This is a genomic window from Curtobacterium sp. B18 (assembly GCF_000333375.1).
Lineage (GTDB): Bacteria > Actinomycetota > Actinomycetes > Actinomycetales > Microbacteriaceae > Curtobacterium.
In genome coordinates this window covers 1-16,098 of the sequence record NZ_BACZ01000512.1, presented here as the reverse complement: position 1 = coordinate 16,098, position 16,098 = coordinate 1, and the positions used below count along the sequence as shown (strand labels likewise).

The 16,098-nt window shown below is 72.3% G+C and carries 14 protein-coding genes and 2 pseudogenes; 5 read left to right on the top strand and 11 right to left on the bottom strand.

Going from position 1 to position 16,098, the window contains the following annotated elements; all coding sequences use genetic code 11:
• Positions 1–798, bottom strand: a pseudogene (locus I5E_RS13600) (sensor histidine kinase); the annotation flags it as partial.
• A gap of 96 nt (positions 799–894) precedes the next feature.
• Between I5E_RS13600 and I5E_RS22810 the strand changes: the two are divergent.
• On the top strand, positions 895–1,473 hold the full coding sequence (locus tag I5E_RS22810) for a hypothetical protein (protein WP_022907472.1): 579 nt from the start codon (positions 895–897) through the stop codon (positions 1,471–1,473).
• 66 nt (positions 1,474–1,539) lie between these two features.
• On the top strand, positions 1,540–2,367 hold the full coding sequence (locus tag I5E_RS13590) for a helix-turn-helix domain-containing protein (protein ID WP_022907471.1): 828 nt from the start codon (positions 1,540–1,542) through the stop codon (positions 2,365–2,367).
• A 305-nt stretch (positions 2,368–2,672) separates the two neighbouring features.
• Here the strand turns inward: I5E_RS13590 and I5E_RS13585 are convergent, their stop codons facing one another.
• The 7 genes from I5E_RS13585 to I5E_RS13555 are packed head-to-tail and all read right to left on the bottom strand — an operon-like array spanning position 2,673 to position 11,188.
• Positions 2,673–4,325: a dipeptide ABC transporter ATP-binding protein gene (locus tag I5E_RS13585; protein ID WP_022907470.1), complete on the bottom strand. Its 1,653-nt coding sequence runs from the start codon at positions 4,323–4,325 to the stop codon at positions 2,673–2,675.
• Positions 4,322–4,903, bottom strand: coding sequence for a GbsR/MarR family transcriptional regulator (locus I5E_RS13580; RefSeq protein WP_022907469.1), 582 nt, complete (start codon positions 4,901–4,903; stop codon positions 4,322–4,324). Before I5E_RS13580 ends, I5E_RS13585 begins: the two co-directional genes overlap by 4 nt.
• Positions 4,900–6,309 (bottom strand): serine hydrolase, encoded by a 1,410-nt coding sequence (locus tag I5E_RS13575; protein WP_022907468.1) that lies wholly within the window; start codon positions 6,307–6,309, stop codon positions 4,900–4,902. Before I5E_RS13575 ends, I5E_RS13580 begins: the two co-directional genes overlap by 4 nt.
• Positions 6,310–6,350: 41 nt before the next feature.
• On the bottom strand, positions 6,351–7,241 hold the full coding sequence (locus I5E_RS13570) for an ABC transporter permease (RefSeq protein ID WP_022907467.1): 891 nt from the start codon (positions 7,239–7,241) through the stop codon (positions 6,351–6,353).
• Positions 7,238–8,179 carry an ABC transporter permease gene (locus I5E_RS13565; protein ID WP_022907466.1) on the bottom strand — a complete coding sequence of 314 codons (942 nt, stop codon included), beginning with the start codon at positions 8,177–8,179 and terminating at the stop codon, positions 7,238–7,240. Before I5E_RS13565 ends, I5E_RS13570 begins: the two co-directional genes overlap by 4 nt.
• On the bottom strand, positions 8,179–9,579 hold the full coding sequence (locus I5E_RS13560) for a M14 family zinc carboxypeptidase (RefSeq protein ID WP_022907465.1): 1,401 nt from the start codon (positions 9,577–9,579) through the stop codon (positions 8,179–8,181). The genes I5E_RS13565 and I5E_RS13560 overlap by 1 nt, the downstream gene beginning before the upstream one ends.
• A 16-nt stretch (positions 9,580–9,595) precedes the next feature.
• Entirely contained in the window at positions 9,596–11,188 is a 1,593-nt protein-coding gene (locus I5E_RS13555; protein ID WP_022907464.1) for a peptide ABC transporter substrate-binding protein, read from the bottom strand.
• A gap of 183 nt (positions 11,189–11,371) precedes the next feature.
• Here I5E_RS13555 and I5E_RS13550 point away from each other — a divergent pair, with 183 nt between their 5' ends.
• On the top strand, positions 11,372–12,025 hold the full coding sequence (locus I5E_RS13550) for an FMN-binding negative transcriptional regulator (RefSeq protein ID WP_022907463.1): 654 nt from the start codon (positions 11,372–11,374) through the stop codon (positions 12,023–12,025).
• Positions 12,022–13,497, top strand: coding sequence for an amidohydrolase (locus I5E_RS13545; protein ID WP_022907462.1), 1,476 nt, complete (start codon positions 12,022–12,024; stop codon positions 13,495–13,497). Before I5E_RS13550 ends, I5E_RS13545 begins: the two co-directional genes overlap by 4 nt.
• A 6-nt stretch (positions 13,498–13,503) precedes the next feature.
• Here the strand turns inward: I5E_RS13545 and I5E_RS13540 are convergent, their stop codons facing one another.
• The 3 genes from I5E_RS13540 to I5E_RS13530 are packed head-to-tail and all read right to left on the bottom strand — an operon-like array spanning position 13,504 to position 15,604.
• Entirely contained in the window at positions 13,504–14,433 is a 930-nt protein-coding gene (locus I5E_RS13540; protein WP_022907461.1) for an Fpg/Nei family DNA glycosylase, read from the bottom strand.
• 9 nt (positions 14,434–14,442) lie between these two features.
• Positions 14,443–14,940 carry a ribose-5-phosphate isomerase gene (locus I5E_RS13535; protein WP_022907460.1) on the bottom strand — a complete coding sequence of 166 codons (498 nt, stop codon included), beginning with the start codon at positions 14,938–14,940 and terminating at the stop codon, positions 14,443–14,445.
• Between the two features lie 22 nt (positions 14,941–14,962).
• Positions 14,963–15,604, bottom strand: coding sequence for a helix-turn-helix domain-containing protein (locus tag I5E_RS13530; protein WP_022907459.1), 642 nt, complete (start codon positions 15,602–15,604; stop codon positions 14,963–14,965).
• Positions 15,605–15,884: 280 nt separating this feature from the next.
• On the opposite strand from I5E_RS13530, the pseudogene I5E_RS24615 reads away from it, so the two are divergent.
• A pseudogene (locus I5E_RS24615) lies at positions 15,885–16,097 on the top strand (hypothetical protein); the annotation flags it as partial.
• Position 16,098 lies beyond the last annotated feature (1 nt).

Sequence of the window (16,098 nt, the reverse complement as noted above, 5' to 3'; positions counted from 1 at the left end):
GTCGATCCAGAAGTGGGCGATGACCGAACCGCGGGCCCACAGCGGGAACAGCACGACCGAGGCGGCCATCGACAGGAGCCCGAGGAACCCGAAGCCGACGACGGAGGCCGTTTCCCACCCGAAGTACTGCGCGCTCACGCCGTTCACGAACGCGAATCCGGCGAGGCCGATCGGCCACACGAAGCCGGCGAGCAGCAGCGCCCCCGCGCCCACGGTGCAGAGCGCCGCGATCGGGTACACGACCGCCGCGTGCAGCAGGTACAGCCAGTAGTGCGGGTTGGCGACGGCCGAACCCGTGCGGGTCCACCAGTTCTGCTGCCACCTCGGCGTCCAGTCGACCGGCCGGATCGGACGGCTGTCGGCCCATCCGATGCGGAGCTTCTCGAACTGGCCGAGCCACCGCGCCACGAACAGCGCGATGAAGAACATCAGCAGGACGAACGGGTTGAAGAGGTCACGGAAGCCGCCGCCGAAGATCGCCGCCGGGAACGCGGCGTAGAGCGTGCAGAGCAGCACCGCCGTGAGCGCCATGTACCCGAAGTCGCGCGGCAACCGCTTCCAGGCCTCGCGGTAGAACGCGCCGGCTGTCATGCCCGTGCCCGATCCCGATCCCGATCCGCCGGACGTCGTCACGGGCGGCGGCGGGATCGCGGCGCCCTGCCCGCTCGGCGGCGGCGTCGACGACCAGCTCGGCGGCGTGGGGTTCGGCTGGGCGGGCATCGGTTCGGTGGCTCCCGGCGGGACGGAGTCGTGCAGTGGGACGGTCTCGGCCTGGTCGAGGCGGGCGGTGTCGGTCATGACACCCAGCCTCGCGATCACCGGGCCGATCCCCCATCCTGCCCCCTCCCGGACCCGGGGTGGGGTTATCCCCCGCCCGGGAGTACCGTGACGGCCATGGGGAACGACAACGGGGTACGGATCGTCTCGGCGACCGCGGTGGTCGGGGCACTCGTGTACGGGGTGCTCGGGCTCGGTGACACGGCGGTGCTGCAGGTGCCGTGGTGGCCGGTGGTGCGGCTCGGCGCGTCGGTGGTCGCCGGCGTGTGCGGGGTCGTCGTGCTCGTGGCCGCGCTCCGCGCACGGGACCGGCGGGCCGGGGCCTTCGGCGTCGCCGTGCTCGCGTTCGCCCTGGCCTGGTTCGTCCCCGGCGCGCTGGCCACCGCCCTGTACTGGGTCCCGCCGGCGGCGCTCGTCGCGTTCGGCGTGCTGACCGTCCGCGGCCTGCGCGGGCCGCAGCGCGCGTTCGGCTGGATCGTGACGATCGCGGCGGCGCTGTGGTTCGTCGCGTCCCTCCTGACGCAGACGGTGCCACCGCCGTCGACCGCGCAGGAGGTGCTCGTCGTGGTGTACGCGATCCCGGGCCTGCTGCAGGCGGTTGCGTTCCTCGCTGCGGCCGTCCTCGTCGCGGTGCCCCTCCTCCGTGTCGTCGGCCGGGGTGCCGGTGCGCTCTGGTCCTCCGCCGAGGTCCGCTGACCCGCACGCTCCACAGATCCTCCGCGGGCCCGGTGCCGCGGGGGTGCCCCGTGGCACGGTCGCTGCGTGACCGATGCACTCCGAGCACTCGTCGACGCCGTCGGCCTCGACGTCCGGTACGGCGACGAGGTCCTCGCCGACGACGACCGGTGGACGCTGGACCTGGGGGCGACCGACAGCCACGTCTGGGTCGCCTCGTCCGCCCGCACCGAGGTGTGGATCCGCCGTGACGACGACGTCGGCGTGGTGGTTCCGGGGACCGCGGCGCTCGTCGCACCCGGGGCGACGGTGACGATCGGCGCCGGTCCCGACCGCTCCGCACCGCCCTCGGCCTGCGACGACTGGCCCGCTCCGACCGGTGTGCACTGGGGCACCGCGACGTTCGGTCCGTTCGTGGACGAGGCGCTCGGGCTGGCGCCGTCCCTCCGCACCGAGCCGCTCGGTGCTCCGTGCACGGACGTCGTCCTCGCACTGGCGCACCTCCGGTCGCTGGTGGCCGGCAGGTGGCACGCGGCGCACCGTGATGCGCTCGCCCGGGTCGTCGTGATGAGCGTGGTCGAGGACAACCCGCCCGCGTTCCTCCGCGACGCCAGCCTCACCCGCTGCATCGACCGACTCCTCGACAGCGCCGGCCCCGTGCCGATCGACGACCTGCGACGCGGCACCGGTCTGTCCGCGAGCACCGTGCTGCGCCGGTTCCGCGCGACCACCGGCTGCTCGCCCGACGAGCTGTGGCGGTGGTTCCGGTCGCTGCCGGTCCGCGCGGCACTCGCCGCCGCCGACGCGGACCCAGCCGTCGTCGCTGCGGACGCCGGGTTCAGCACCACGGGCTCGATGCGACGCTCGCTCCGGCGTGTCCGCGCGCCCGAGGTCCGTGTTCCGCCCGCGCTGTGACCGTCCTGGTTCGCGATCCCCGAGATCCGCGAACCGGAACGGTCACGCGCCGGACAGGAAACCTCGTCGCCCCCGCTCAGGCCCGGAGGGACCCCGCACGGTCGAGCGCCGCCGACGACGCGGACCCGGCCGCCGTCGCCGCGCGCGCCGGGGCAGCACCACGAGTTCGATACGGCGCCCGCTCCGGCGCGTCCGGGCGCCCGACTTCCGTGTTCCGCCCGCGCTGTGACCGTCCTGGTTCGCGATCCCCGAGATCCACGAACCGGAACGGTCACGCGCCGGACAGGAAACCTCGTCGCCCCCGCTCAGCCTCGGAGCGACGCCGCACGCTCGGAGCGACGCGCAGCCTGCTCGACCGGATCGGGCACCGGCGCCGCCTGGATGAGCCGCCGCGTGTACGGGTCCTCCGGAGCGCGGAGGATCGCGTCGCGGCTCCCCTGTTCGGCGACCCGTCCACCGTGGAGGACCACGACCCGGTCGCAGAGCGTGTCCACCACCGCGAGGTCGTGCGTCACGAACAGACACGCGAAGCCGAGGCGTTCCTGGAGCTCGCGGAAGACGTCGAGCACCCTCGCCTGCACGGAGACGTCGAGCGCGCTGGTCGGTTCGTCGGCGATGAGCAGGGCGGGGTCGAGTGCGACCGCGCGGGCGATCGCCACGCGTTGCCGTTGGCCCCCGGACAGCTCGTGCGGGAAGCGCTCGCGGAAGCCGCCGTCGAGACCGACATCGGCGAGCAGGCCCTCCACCCGCTGCTCGACCTCGGCCGCGGACAGGCGCAGGATCTGCCGGAGCGGCTCGGCGACGGTCTGGCCGACCGTGTACCGCGGGTTGAGGGAGCGCAGTGGGTTCTGGAAGACCACGCCGACACGACGACGCATCGCACGCCGGGAGGCGCGGCGTGCGCCCGCCACGTCCGTCCCCTCGACGAGGACGGCACCTCCCGTGATCGGCGCGAGGCCGATCGCGGCGCGTCCGATCGTGGTCTTGCCGCTGCCCGACTCGCCGACCAGCCCGACGATCTCCCCGCGCCCGACCGTGAACGACACGTCGTCGACCGCGCGGAACCGACCGCGGAGCGCACCGCCGTACTCGACCACGAGGTGCCGGACGTCGAGGACCGGTGCGGCGACGTCCGGGGCGGGGTCGACCCGCGCCTCCTGGACCGCGCCGGTGCCCATGCGCGGGACGGCCGCGAGGAGCTCGCGCGTGTAGTCAGCGACCGGTGCGCCGAAGACGGCGCTCGCCGGACCGGTCTCGACGACGCTCCCGCGGCGCATCACGACGACGCGGTCGGCGATGTCCGCGACCACGCCCATGTCGTGCGTGATGAGCAGGATCGCGGTGCCGGTGCGCTCGCGCAGGCGGCGGAGGACGTCGAGGACCTCGGCCTGGACGGTCACGTCCAGTGCGGTCGTCGGCTCGTCGGCGATGAGGAGGTCGGGGTCCGCGGCGAGGGCCATCGCGATCATCACGCGCTGGCACTGGCCGCCGGAGAGCTCGTGCGGGTACTGGCCGAGTCGCCGCTCGGGGTCCGGGACCTCGACGGCGCGCAGCAGGTCGATCGAGCGCGCACGGACGTCGGCGCGGTCGAGGCCGTACTCGGCACGACGGACCGCCTCGGCGAGCTGGAACCCGACGGTGAAGACGGGGTTCAGGGCCGCGGACGGGTCCTGGAAGATCATCGAGACGCGGCGGCCACGGACCTCGCGGAGGGTGCGTTCGTCGGCGTCGAGCACCTCGAGGTCCCCGAGCCGGATGCTGCCTGCGGCACGGGCACCGTCCGGGGCGATGCCCATCGCGGTCATCGCGGTCATGCTCTTGCCGGAGCCCGACTCGCCCACGACGGCGACGACCTCGCCCCGGCCGACCGTGAACGAGGCGTCGTCGACCGCTCGGACGACGACGCCGTCGACGTCGAAGGTCACGCTGAGGTGGTCGACGGTGAGGACGTCGTTCACGGGGTCTCCGATCGGTCCGGGTGGTCGCGGGCGGCCTTGAACGCTTCCCACTCCTCGAGCATCTTGCGGTGGTACCCCTGCAGCCACTGCATGTAGTCGCGCCCGTTCAGCAGGCGCTCGCGGACCTCGGCGTCGACGTCGCCGGGGCCCGTCCGGCCGGCCGCCTCGACGACGGCGAGTCCGCGCCCGATGACGTCGCGCTCGCGGTCGAGGTACTTGCGCTCACTCGCGAGCCACGAGCCCCACACGTCGGCCTCGGCACGGAAGTAGTGGCTGCGTTCGCCGGGCACCGTGTGCCGCTTGACGAACCCGGAGTCGACGAGTCGTCGGGTGGCCATCGAGACGGAACCCGAGCTGGCGCCGAGCGCAGCCTGCAGGTCGGCGGACGACGAGTGCGGCGCGCGCGTCACCATGAGGTAGCCGAGGACCCGCGCATCGGTCAGGGGCATGCCCGCGGCGTCGTTGAGCATGAGGGCGAACTCCTCGACGAAGGCCTGGCGCTCGGGTTCGAGCACGACGTCGTCGACGGTGTCGGACGCGGCTCCTGCGCCGGAGCCGCCCCGGGTCTCGTCGCTCACGGTGCCAGTCCCGCCGCGACCTCGGGCCGTTCGGACGGGATCGCCCACGGCTCCTGGCTCATGCCACCGCCCCCGCGGATCGAGCGCACGGTGCCGTCGGCGTCGCGATCGAAGGTGATGTCCTCGTCGATCGACCCGAAGCGGTTGCCGTGGGTCATCCGGAGCGTGTCCGCGTCGACGACCTCGAGGCGCGTCGGCGTGTCGAGGGGTTCGGGGCTCGAGGGGTCGACCTCGACGAGCCGGTCGCCGATCCGCGCGACGTCCGTGACACCCCACGGGTTCGCGAAGCGTCCGGTGTACGCGGTCGTGTCGACGTCGTCCGGCACCGGCGTGCCGGGGGCATCGGCGTCGGCCGCCGCGTCGAGCATCGCGATGATCGCCGTGGCGATGAGGGTCGCGGGACCGGCGGCGGCGCTCGTCAGCACCGAGACGACGAGACCCGACGCGGGGTCGAACATCGACTGCGTGATCTGCCCGGGGAAGCCACCCGAGTGGCCGCGGATCTCGCGTCCGCCGATCCGGTCGACGATGAACCCGGCGCCGTAGCCGCGCGCGGCGGGGTCGTCGGTCGCGCTCCAGGCCTTCCGCTGCGCGAGGCGCTTCGAGTGGTCGTCGAGCAGCGTGCCCTGGCCGATGACGTGCTGCGAGAAGTACCGCACGAGGTCGGAGGCGGTGCCGTGGAAGCCCGTCGCCGCGGCCATCGCGCGCGTGTCGACGTGGTCGATCCGACGCCGCTGGCGGGCGACGTGGAAGCCGGTGTAGCCGACCACGAAGTCGTCGGCGCGCGTCGGGTCCCAGTCGGGTCCGGTGTTCCGTAGGCCGAGGGGTTCGGTGATCGACTCGCGGACGAAGTCGTTGTACGGCCGTCCGGACACCCGGGCGATGACGAGCCCGAGCAGCGAGTAGCCGAGGTTCGAGTAGTTGAACGACGACCCGGTCGGGACCTTCTGCCCGCGGTCGAGGACGAGGTCGAGGAGTTCCTGCTCGTCGGGGAACGGACGCGCGAGCGACCAGTAGTCGCCGTCGTGCCCGTCGCGGATGACGCCGGCGCCCATCTCCATGAGTTCCCGGATCGTGGCGTCGGCGAGGGGCGACCCGCCCGCGACGAGCGCCGGGACGTGGGTCCCGACGGTGTCGTCGAGCCGGAGTGCGCCGCGCTCGGCGAGCTGCAGGAGCGCGGTCGCGGTGAAGGTCTTCGAGTGCGACGCGATGCGGAAGAGGTCGGTGGTGGTGAGGCGGCGGCCGGCCTCGACGTCCGCGTAGCCCCAGGCCTCGTCGAACAGGACCTCCCCGGCGTACCCGATCGCGACCTGCACCCCGGGGACCCGGAGCTGCCACACCTTGTACGACACCCAGTCGTGGATGTACGGCAGCGTCTTCCGGTAGGCGGCGAGGGTGTCGGTCACGGTGGTCCTTTCGAGAACGGGTGTGGGTCGAGTCTGACGGATCAGCGCCGTCGTGGGTCGAGTGCGGCGCGCAGCGTGTCCCCGAGCGCGATGACGGAGAGCACCGTCACGGCGAGGAACACGGCGGGCGCGATGAGCATGTGCGGTGCCCGGAGGAACTGGCTCGTCGCGGCGGACAGCTGCAGGCCCCAGGAGATCGCCGGGCTCTCCAACCCGATGCCGAGGTAGGTCAGCGACGACTCCGACACGATCACCCCGCCCACCGTGATGGTCGCGAGCACGAGCAGCGGGGAGATCGACGACGGCAGGACGTACCGGGTCGTGATCCGCCACGTCGAGAGCCCCATCGTGCGGGCGGCGAGGACGAACTCGGCGTTCCGGACGCTCCGGACGCTCGACCGCACGAGCCGTGCCATGGTCGGCCAGCCGAACAGGGCCAGGACGAGCGACACCGTGAGCACCGACCGCTCCCCCACGCTGTTCAGGACCACGACGGCTCCGAGCAGGAACGGGAAGCCGAGGAACACGTCGGTGAGCCGCGCCAGCACGGCGTCCACCCACCCGCCGACCATGCCCGCGACGGTCCCGACGACCACCGCGACGACGCCGGCGAGCACCGTCGTGAGGACGGCCACCGCGATCGAGGACCGCGTGCCGTAGACGACGTTGGCGTAGACGTCGCACCCCTGCAGGTCGAACCCGAACGGGTGGCCGCCGGTCGGCGACGCGCCGCTGCGACCGAGGTCGCACGCGCGCGGGTCGCCGTGGCCGAAGAGGCCGGCGAAGGCCCCGGGGAAGACGGCGACGAGCACGACGACGGCGAGCACCCCGGCGGGGAGCCAGAACCCGGGACGGCGGACCGCGGCGCGCAGCGGTCGACGCTTGGTGACGACGGACGGCGGGACGGTGGCGCCGATGGCGGAGGTGGTCATGCGGAGGCTCCTGCCCGGACGCGCGGATCGAGTGCGGCGTGCAGGAGGTCGACGAGCACGCTGGTGACGAGGAACACGAGGATGAGGGCCGTGGAGATGCCGACGACGACCGCTCCCTCGTGCGACCGGATGCCCTGGAACAGCAGGTTGCCGACGCCCGGCAGGTTGAAGATGCCCTCGACGATGACCGTCCCGCCCATCAGGTAGCCGAGGTCGGTGGCGAGGTACGTGGCCGCCGGGATGAGCGAGTTGCGCATGACGTGCACGCCGACGGTCCGCCCCGGGGTGAGCCCCTTGGCGCGGGCGGTCCGCACGAAGTCGGCGTCCAGCGTCTCGATCATCGACGTCCGGGTCAGGCGGGACACCGCGGCGAGCCCGAACAGCGCGATCACGAACGCCGGCAGGACGTAGGCGGTCGGCCACCCGGACGTCGCGCCGGCCACCGGGAACCAGTGCAACCGCACCGAGAACACCAGCTGCAGGGCGACGCCGAGCACGAAGACCGGGACGGCGCCGACGACGATCGTGCCGACCAGGACGGTCTTGTCGAGCACGGTGCCGCGACGGAGGGCCGAGACGACCCCGAGCCCGATGCCGAGGACGATCTCGATCGCCCACGCGGTGAGGGCGAGCGTGATCGTGACCGGCCAGCGCGAGGCCATCTGCGCGCCGACCGACTGGCCGCTGAAGTCCGTGCCGAAGTCGCCGCGGAAGAGGCCGGCGAGGTACTGCAGGTACTGCAGCCAGAGCGGCTGGTCGAGGTGGTACTCCGCGCGGAGCGCCCGCACCACGGCGTCGCTGAGCGGCCGGTCGCCGCCGAGCGCCTTGATCGGGTCGCCGGGCAGCGCGAAGGTCATCGCGTAGATGAGGAACGTCACCCCGAGGAACACGACGACCAGGCCGCCGAGTCGGCGACCGACGGTGATCGCCGGGCGCATCACGCGCCTCCCGTCGTGGTGGTGGCGAGGGACGGACGGGAGGCGCGGGTCGGGTCCGCCACGTGGCTCGCGCAGGCGAGGATCGCCCCGAACTGCACGCCCACCAGCCTGCTGATCGCGATCGGTTCCGAGCCGGTCGCCTCGTCGGCCTGCCAGCTCGCGTAGCGCTCGGCGAGGCGGTCGCGGAGCCGCCGCACCGCCGCGGGTGCGGTCCCGGCGGTCGTCTCGGACTCGAGCGCGCGGAGCAGCATCCCGCCGTAGCGCAGCCGGAAGCAGCGGACGAGGTCCTCGCAGCCGAACCGTTCGGCGACGGTGGCGACGCGGGCGGCGGGCTCGCGGTCGGCCCGGGCACGGTCGGTGTCGACCATCCCGGCGATCATCGGGACGAACGCGCGGGACCCCTCGAGGAAGGGCGTCTCGATGGTGAGCATCGGCGACGCCGCGTCGAGGATCTCCTGGAGCTCCCGCCCCGACGCGTCGAGCTCGTCCGCACAGCGACGGAGGAGCTCGGCGTACGGCTCCGTCGTCGGCGTCTGGTCGTCGGCGTCCGGATGGCTCCAGTAGGGCAGTTCGGCGACGACGCAGAGCGCGCCGTGCCGCATCGCCCACGCGGCGCTCGACGCACCGTGGATGTGCTCGCCCGGGTCGACGCCGAGGCCCTCGAGGTAGTCGTACGCGGCCTCGACGCCGTCCATCGCGAACACCGCCGGCGCGAGTTCGCGGAGGTACGGCGACTCCGGTTCGCCGGTGTCGAGTGGGAGTCCGAGTGCCCGGGGCACGGCGTGCAGGGTGTCGATCACGTCCGGGAGGTCCTCGGACAGGTAGTAGTAGACCCCGCCCATCTCGCCGTTGTGCAGGGAGACGAGGAGCTCTGGCCGGACGTCGTCGATGAGTCGCATGAACGCGAGCGTCTCCGGCAGCACCTGGTCGAAGTACACCGACCCGTGGCTGTTCGGGAACGTCCACTCCACCTGGCTGTCCGGCGCGGGGCGGTAGAAGTGCCGTGCGTACCGGACCCGGTCGAACGGGTCGTCGAACCACGCCTCGTTCAGCCGCATGCCGTCCGGGTCGATCGTCGGCACGATGTGCCAGGTCGTGTCCAGCGCCTCGGCCGTCACCTGGTCGGTGACCATCGTCTCGGCGAGGTGCAGCGCCGTCCACGACCCGATCGGTTCGTTCGGGTGCACGCCGCCGACGACGACGGCGGCGTGCGACCCGGATCCGATGCGGTAGCTGTGGAGCGGCTCACCGAGCCGACTCGTCCCGATCCGGGTGACCGTGACCTGGTCCGGGTGCGCCGCGGCGAGCGCGTCGAACCGGGCGTGCAGGTCGTCGACGAGCGGGAAGCCGTCGTGGTCGGGGACCGAGGTGGCGAGGCGGAGGATGGTGCGCTGGTCCATGCGGTGGTGCCGGTCCCTACTTGACGGTGATCGCGGGGACGACCGGGCTGCCGTCGACGGCGGGCAACGAGGCGATCTTGTCGCTCACGACGTACGAGTACTTGTCGAAGAAGGTGGGGACGACCGGGAAGTCCTCCAGCACCGCCTTCTGCGTCTGGGCGTAGTACTCGTTCGCCTCGGCCTGCGATCCGGCGGAGTCCGCCTTCGCGAGGAGCTGGTCGACCTCGTCCGACTGGTAGTACCCGGTGCACGGGGCGCAGCCGCCGGCCTTCGTGAAGAGGGCGCGGAGCGTGTTCTGCTGGCTGGCGTAGAGCGCGCCCCAGTGCCCGAAGTGCGGTCCCGCGACCTTCTTGTCGGTCAGCTCCGAGTAGTACGACGCCCAGTCGGTGGTGGCCTTCGCGACGGTGTCGACGCCGAGGTTCTGCCGGATCTGGTTCGCGTACGCCTGGTAGAGGGAGTCGAGGCCGTTGCCGCCCGGGTAGACGAGCGTGATGGTGCCGTCGAACCCGCCGGCCTTCGCCAGGAGCGCCTTGGCCTTCGAGGGGGAGAACTCGCACGCTTCGCCGCAGATGCCCTCCTGCGTGCCGGACATGTTCGGCGGGGTGAGCGCGGTGGCCGGTTCGTACAGGCCGCCGTAGATCGCCTTGTTGACCTGCTCGCGGTTGATCGACATCGAGATCGCACGGCGGACGTCCGGGTCCGAGTACCGCTCGTCCCAGAGCGGGAAGCCGAGGTAGTCGATGCCCGGTGCGTCGAAGGAGTGCAGCCGGTCGCCGAAGTCCGCGCCGGCGCTCGTCATCTTGTCGGCGGGCAGGAACAGCACGTCGGCGTTCCCGGCGAGCACGTCGGTGTACGCGGTGTTCATGTCCGAGTAGCTCTTGAAGGTGACGTCCTTCGTCTTCGCCTTCGTGCCCTCGAAGCCCTTCCACGCGGTGACGGTGAACGGCTGGTTCGCCTTCCACGCCTCGGTCATCTCGTACGGGCCGTTGCCGATCGGCTTCGCGTCGTAGGCCTTGAGGTCCTCGTAGGCGGCCTCGGGCATCGGGTAGAAGGCGGTCTGCGCCTGGCTGAGCTGGAGCGGGAACTGGCTGTCCGCGTGGTCGAGCGTGACGGTGAAGGTGTCCTTCCCGGTCACCTTGAGTCCCGACATCTCCTTGGTCTTGGGAGTGCCGGACGCCGGGTTCAGGTCGTCGTACCCGACGATCGCGGCGAGCTCACCGCTGTTCTCCCACGCGTTCGGGCCGTACGCGGTGTGGTTCCACGCCTTGACGTAGCTCTCGGGCGTGACCTCCTCGCCGTTCTGGAACGTCCAGCCGTCGCGGAGCGTGATCGTCCACGTGGTGTTGTCGCTCGAGGTGACGCTCTTCGCGGCGACGTCGTGCAGCTTCCCCTTCGAGTCGGTCTCGGTGAGCGGGGCGAACAGGCTGAGCACCTGCGTGAACGCCACCGTCTGGCGACCGGGCGTGAGGTGGTCGGGCTCGCCGGTGGCGTAGACGAGGCTGCCCCCGGCTCCGGCCTGGTCGTCGGCGTTCCCGGTGGCCGAACAGCCCGTGGCCACCAGCGCCACCGTGGCCGCGGCGGCCAGCGCGGCGATCGTCCTGCGTCGCATGTCTGCTCCTCGAGTCCCAGCGCTCCCGGGTCCGGCCCGGTCGTCGTTGACCGAGAAGCTAGGCCCGGCAGAAACCCGAACACAAGACTTCTTTCAGTGATCTCTGAAAGCTTTACCGTTCTGAAACACACCGGAAACGGCGGCGCTCGCGTCGCCCCCGTCCGGTGTGGAACGCTGGCGTGCATGCGACACACCCCGCACTTCCTGATGACCGACGTCGACGAGGTGCGGCGCCTCATCGGGGAGCACCCGTGGGCGACGATCGTCTCCCACACCGACGCCGGTCTGGTCGCGTCGCACTACCCGTTCCTCCTCGAGACGCCGGCACCGGGCGACGACCCCGACGGCCTCGTGCTCGTGTCGCACGTCGGACGCCCGGACGAGGTCGCCCACGAACTCGGACGACACGAGGTGCTCGTGGTGTTCCAGGGTCCGCACGGCTACATCTCCCCCGCCTGGTACCCGCCGGAGCAGTTCGTGCCGACCTGGAACCACGTGACCGCGCACTGCTGGGGCACGCCGGAGATCCTGTCCGACGACGAGAACTTCCGCGTCCTCGGCGAGCTCGTCGACCACTTCGAGCGGGTGATGCCGGAGCCCGTGTCGCTCGAGGTCGACGAGGAGACGGCACGCCGGATGGCGAAGGGCACCGTCGGGATCCGCATCCGGGTCACCCGGTTCGACGCCCGCGCGAAGCTGTCGCAGAACAAGGCGCCCGAGGTCGTGGACCGGATCGTCGAGGGCCTCCGCTCGGACGGTCCCTACGCCTCGCCGGCGCTCGCCGACGAGATGGCCCGGGCACACGCGGCACGCGCGGCGACCCAGGAGGCGCGGTGAGCGAGGTCCTGCTCCGCACCGTCCGACGGGTGGGCACGTCCGGCGCCCCGTCCGACGTCCGCGTCGTCGACGGTCGGGTCACCGCCGTCGCACCGGCCGGCACGCTCGAGGCCACCGACGCCGACACCGACGTCGTCGAGGCCGCCGGCGCGTGGCTCGGCCCCGGGCTCGTCGACCACCACGTGCACTTCGACCAGTGGGCTCTCGTCCGCCGCCGCGTCGACGTGTCCACCGCGGACTCCGCCGAGGCGACGGCGGACCTCCTCCACGCGGTGGCCCGCACCGGTGTGGCGGACCGTGTCCTGATCGGCCACGGCTACCGCGACGGGATGTGGCCCCGTCCCCCGCGACGCGAGCTGCTCGACCGGGTCGACCCGCGCCTCCCGGTCGTCGTCATCAGCGGCGACCTGCACGCGGTCTGGTGCAACGCCGCGGCGCTGGAGCACTTCTCCGGCGTCCTCGGACGCCCGCTCTCCACCGGCGACGACGGGGTGCTGCGCGAGCAGGACGCGTTCGACGTGACCGGCGCGCTCTCGCGGGTGCCGGACGAGGTGCTCGACGGCTTCGTCGCCGACGCCGTCGACGCGGCCGCCGCCCGCGGCGTGACGCGGGTGCGGGACCTCGAGATGGTGTTCGGACTGGACCGCTGGACCCGGCGCGTGCAGGCCGGCACCGACGGCCTCCGCGTCGACTCGGGGGTCTACCCGAACGACCTCGACGCCGCCGTCGCGCGAGGACTCCGGACCGGTGACGTCGTCCCGGGCACTCGGGGACTGGTGCGGATGGGGCCGTTCAAGGTCATCACCGACGGGTCGCTCGGCACGCGGACCGCGGCGATGACGTCGGGCGGGGGCGTGCTGGCGTACGCGTTCGAGGACCTCGTCGAGATGGTCCGCCGGGCCGTCGACGCCGGACTCGTGCCCGCCGTCCACGCGATCGGCGACCGGGCGAACACGCTGGCCCTCGACGTCTTCGAGACCGTCGGCGCCCGCGGCACCATCGAACACGCCCAGCTGCTCGCCGACACCGACGTCGAACGGTTCGCCCGACTCGGGGTGGCCGCGTCCGTGCAGCCGGAGCACGCGATGGACGACCGCGACGTCGCCGACCGGTACTGGGCCGGGATGACCGACCGGGCGTTCCCGTTCGCCTCCCTCGACCGTGCCGGAGCGACGCTGTTGCTCGGGTCCGATGCGCCGGTGGCGCCGCTCGACCCGTGGGTGTCGATGGCCGCGGCCGTCGGACGCGACCGGGGCGGCCGCGAACCGTGGCACCCGGCTGAGCGGCTCGCCGTGCTGACCGCCTGGCGCGGGTCGACCGAGGGCGGTCGGGTCGGCGTGGCCGTCGGCGACGTCGCGGACCTCGTCCTGCTCGAGGCGGACCCGCTCGATACGACCGGGTCGGGACCGCTCCGACGGGCGCGGGTCCTCGGGACCGCGATCGCCGGGCGGTTCACCCACCGGGACGTGTGACCGGCGCTACTTCTGGTCCTTCGGGCACCAGTAGAGCTTCCGGCCGGCCATGTCGGCCATCCGGATCTCGGTGCCGCACACCCGGCAGGGCTCGCCCTCGCGGTGGTAGACCCAGTGCCGGTCCTTCCGCGATCGGACGGCCTTCGCGTGGTCGCTCTTCGACAGGCCGTCCATCGTGAGCATGAGGCCGTCGCGGACGCCGTCATGCAGGAGCTTCGACCAGTCGTGCCAGAGCGCCTTGGCCTGCTTCACCGTGATCTTCTTGCCGGGCTTGTACGGGTCGATGCGCTGCCGGAACAGCAGCTCGGCGCGGTAGATGTTGCCGATGCCGCTCACGACGGCCTGGTCCATGAGCAGCTGCCCGATCGCGACGTTCCGCTTCCGGACGTTCTCGACGAAGGTCTTCTCGGCCTCGGGCCCGTCGTCGTTGATCGGGTCGGGACCGAGCTTGTCGAGGGCCTTCTGCACGCCGGCGGGGTCCTCGACGACGCACGCCGTCGGGCCGCGCAGGTCCGCGACGGTGTCCTCGGTGAGGATCCGGACGCGCACCTGTCCGACCGGGTCCGGCGGGAAGGCCTCGATCGGGTCCTCCGCCTTCTCCTGCTCGGCCATCCGGTAGCGGGCGAGCCGGGGCGCGCCGATCGACGACAGCGACTCCTCGCCGTCGCCGTCCTCGGACAGCGCCTCGGCCGACGAGATCACGCCCGCGAAGTCCCACGCGCCGTAGAGGCCGAGGTGCACGCGCAGGAACCGGTCGCCCTCGAACTCGAGGAACATCTGCTTGCCGACCGCCCGGGCGGCGACCATGCGCGTGCCGTCGAGCTGGGCGGCGCCGGCGGCGAACCGACCCTGCGGGCTGGACACCTCGCAGCGTTTGCCGACGAAGTGCCGGGAGAACTGGTTGGCGATGCGGTGGACGGAGTGACCCTCGGGCATGGGACCTGTCTACTCGGCCGAGCCGTCGATCTGCTTGCCGGCGATGTGCCCCGTCGTCTCGTACTCCGCGAGCTGCGCGATGCGACGGGCGTGGCGCTCCTCGCCGGAGAACGGCTCGGCGATGAACAGGTCGACGAAGCGGATCGCCTCGTCCTCGGTGTGCTGGCGAGCGCCGATCGAGATGACGTTCGCGTCGTTGTGCTGGCGCGCGAGGAGGGCGGTCGACTCGTTCCACACGAGCGCGGCACGGACGCCCTCGACCTTGTTCGCGGCGATCTGCTCGCCGTTGCCGGAGCCGCCGAACACCACGCCGAGCGCCTGGACGCCGGCGCGCTGGTCCTCGACCACGGCGTGCGCGGCGTTGATGCAGAACGAGGGGTAGTCGTCGAGCGCGTCGTACTCGGTCGGACCGTGGTCCACCACGTCGTGCCCGGCCTCGGTCAGGTGGGTGGCGAGGGTCTTGTTGAACTCGAGGCCGGCGTGGTCCGTTCCGAGGTGGATGCGCATGGCATCGATCCTATTCCTGCGCCTACTGCCCCCGGACCACGACGACGACGTACCGGGTGGGCTCCTCGCCCGGGTTCCGGTACACGACGTCGGCGGGCTCGCCGAGCTCGATGCGGTCCCCCGCCGCGAGCCGCGTCGGCTCACCGCCGACGACGAGTTCGAGCACGCCGTCGACCACCCAGATGCAGTGGCGCAGGAACGCGTAGGCGGACGCCGGGTAGGCCACTTCGCGGCCGGCCGGGAGGCGCACCTCGGTCACGTCCGCGGGGAAGGCCGCACTCGAGACGGGACGACGCCGGTACCCGGTGTCGGGATCGGTCCAGGAGTCGGCGGTCGCGCCGCGTTGGACGCCGCGTGCGTCGTCGGGATCGGTCGCCCTGGGCACCTCGTGCTCGAGGGCCTCGTCGAGGAGCTGCGAGATCGTCAGGCCGAAGGCGCCGGAGAGCCGGCCGAGGATCGTCGCGGTGGGGCTGGAGACCCCGCGCTCGACGCGGTTGATCATCGCGCGGGAGACGCCGGACTCCTCGGCGAGCTCGGTGAGGCTCCACTTCCGCTCGGTCCGGAGGCGCTGGAGTCGCTCGCCGAGGGCACGCTGTTCGTCTGCGCCCGCGTCGTCGGCGGCGGTTGCGTCATCGACGATTCGTTCGTCTACGATGTGAGACATGACGACAGCATATGCGACGAACGGGGTCGTGGTCCGCGACTGTACCCCGGCCGACCTCGACGTCGTGCACGCCCTGCACGTCGACGCCGTGCTGCACTCCACCGCCATCTGGCAGGAGGAACCGCACCCGCGATCTTACTTCGACGGCTGGCTCGCCGAGCGCCGTGGTGCCGGGCTCCCCGTGCTCGTCGCCGAGGTGGACGGTGTCGTCGCCGGCTACGCGAGCTATAGCGGGTTCCGGCCGCACGCGGGCTACCGGCACACGGTCGAGCACAGCGTCTCCCGCACCTGGCTCGCCGAGCGGGGCTACGACCCGGCGTACGGCGCGCGTCCGCTCCGTCGGCTCATGCAGCGCCAGATCGACGACCGGCTCGCGCGGGCGATCCTCGCCGGTGACGTCCGCGACGGGGACACGGTCCGCGTCGACGTCGCTCCGGGCGGCGACGAGCTGACGGTGGAGCCGTTCGAGCTCGCGGAGATCGTCGAGGAGTAGA

Bases quoted from the DNA above. Each gene is read 5' to 3' on its own strand.
- I5E_RS22810 (WP_022907472.1), top strand. From the start codon at position 895: ATGGGGAACGACAACGGGGTACGGATCGTCTCGGCGACCGCGGTGGTC.
- I5E_RS13570 (WP_022907467.1), bottom strand. From the start codon at position 7,241: ATGACCACCTCCGCCATCGGCGCCACCGTCCCGCCGTCCGTCGTCACC.
- I5E_RS13565 (WP_022907466.1), bottom strand. From the start codon at position 8,179: ATGCGCCCGGCGATCACCGTCGGTCGCCGACTCGGCGGCCTGGTCGTC.
- I5E_RS13560 (WP_022907465.1), bottom strand. From the start codon at position 9,579: ATGGACCAGCGCACCATCCTCCGCCTCGCCACCTCGGTCCCCGACCAC.
- I5E_RS13555 (WP_022907464.1), bottom strand. From the start codon at position 11,188: ATGCGACGCAGGACGATCGCCGCGCTGGCCGCCGCGGCCACGGTGGCG.
- I5E_RS13550 (WP_022907463.1), top strand. From the start codon at position 11,372: ATGCGACACACCCCGCACTTCCTGATGACCGACGTCGACGAGGTGCGG.
- I5E_RS13540 (WP_022907461.1), bottom strand. From the start codon at position 14,433: ATGCCCGAGGGTCACTCCGTCCACCGCATCGCCAACCAGTTCTCCCGG.
- I5E_RS13535 (WP_022907460.1), bottom strand. From the start codon at position 14,940: ATGCGCATCCACCTCGGAACGGACCACGCCGGCCTCGAGTTCAACAAG.
- I5E_RS13530 (WP_022907459.1), bottom strand. From the start codon at position 15,604: ATGTCTCACATCGTAGACGAACGAATCGTCGATGACGCAACCGCCGCC.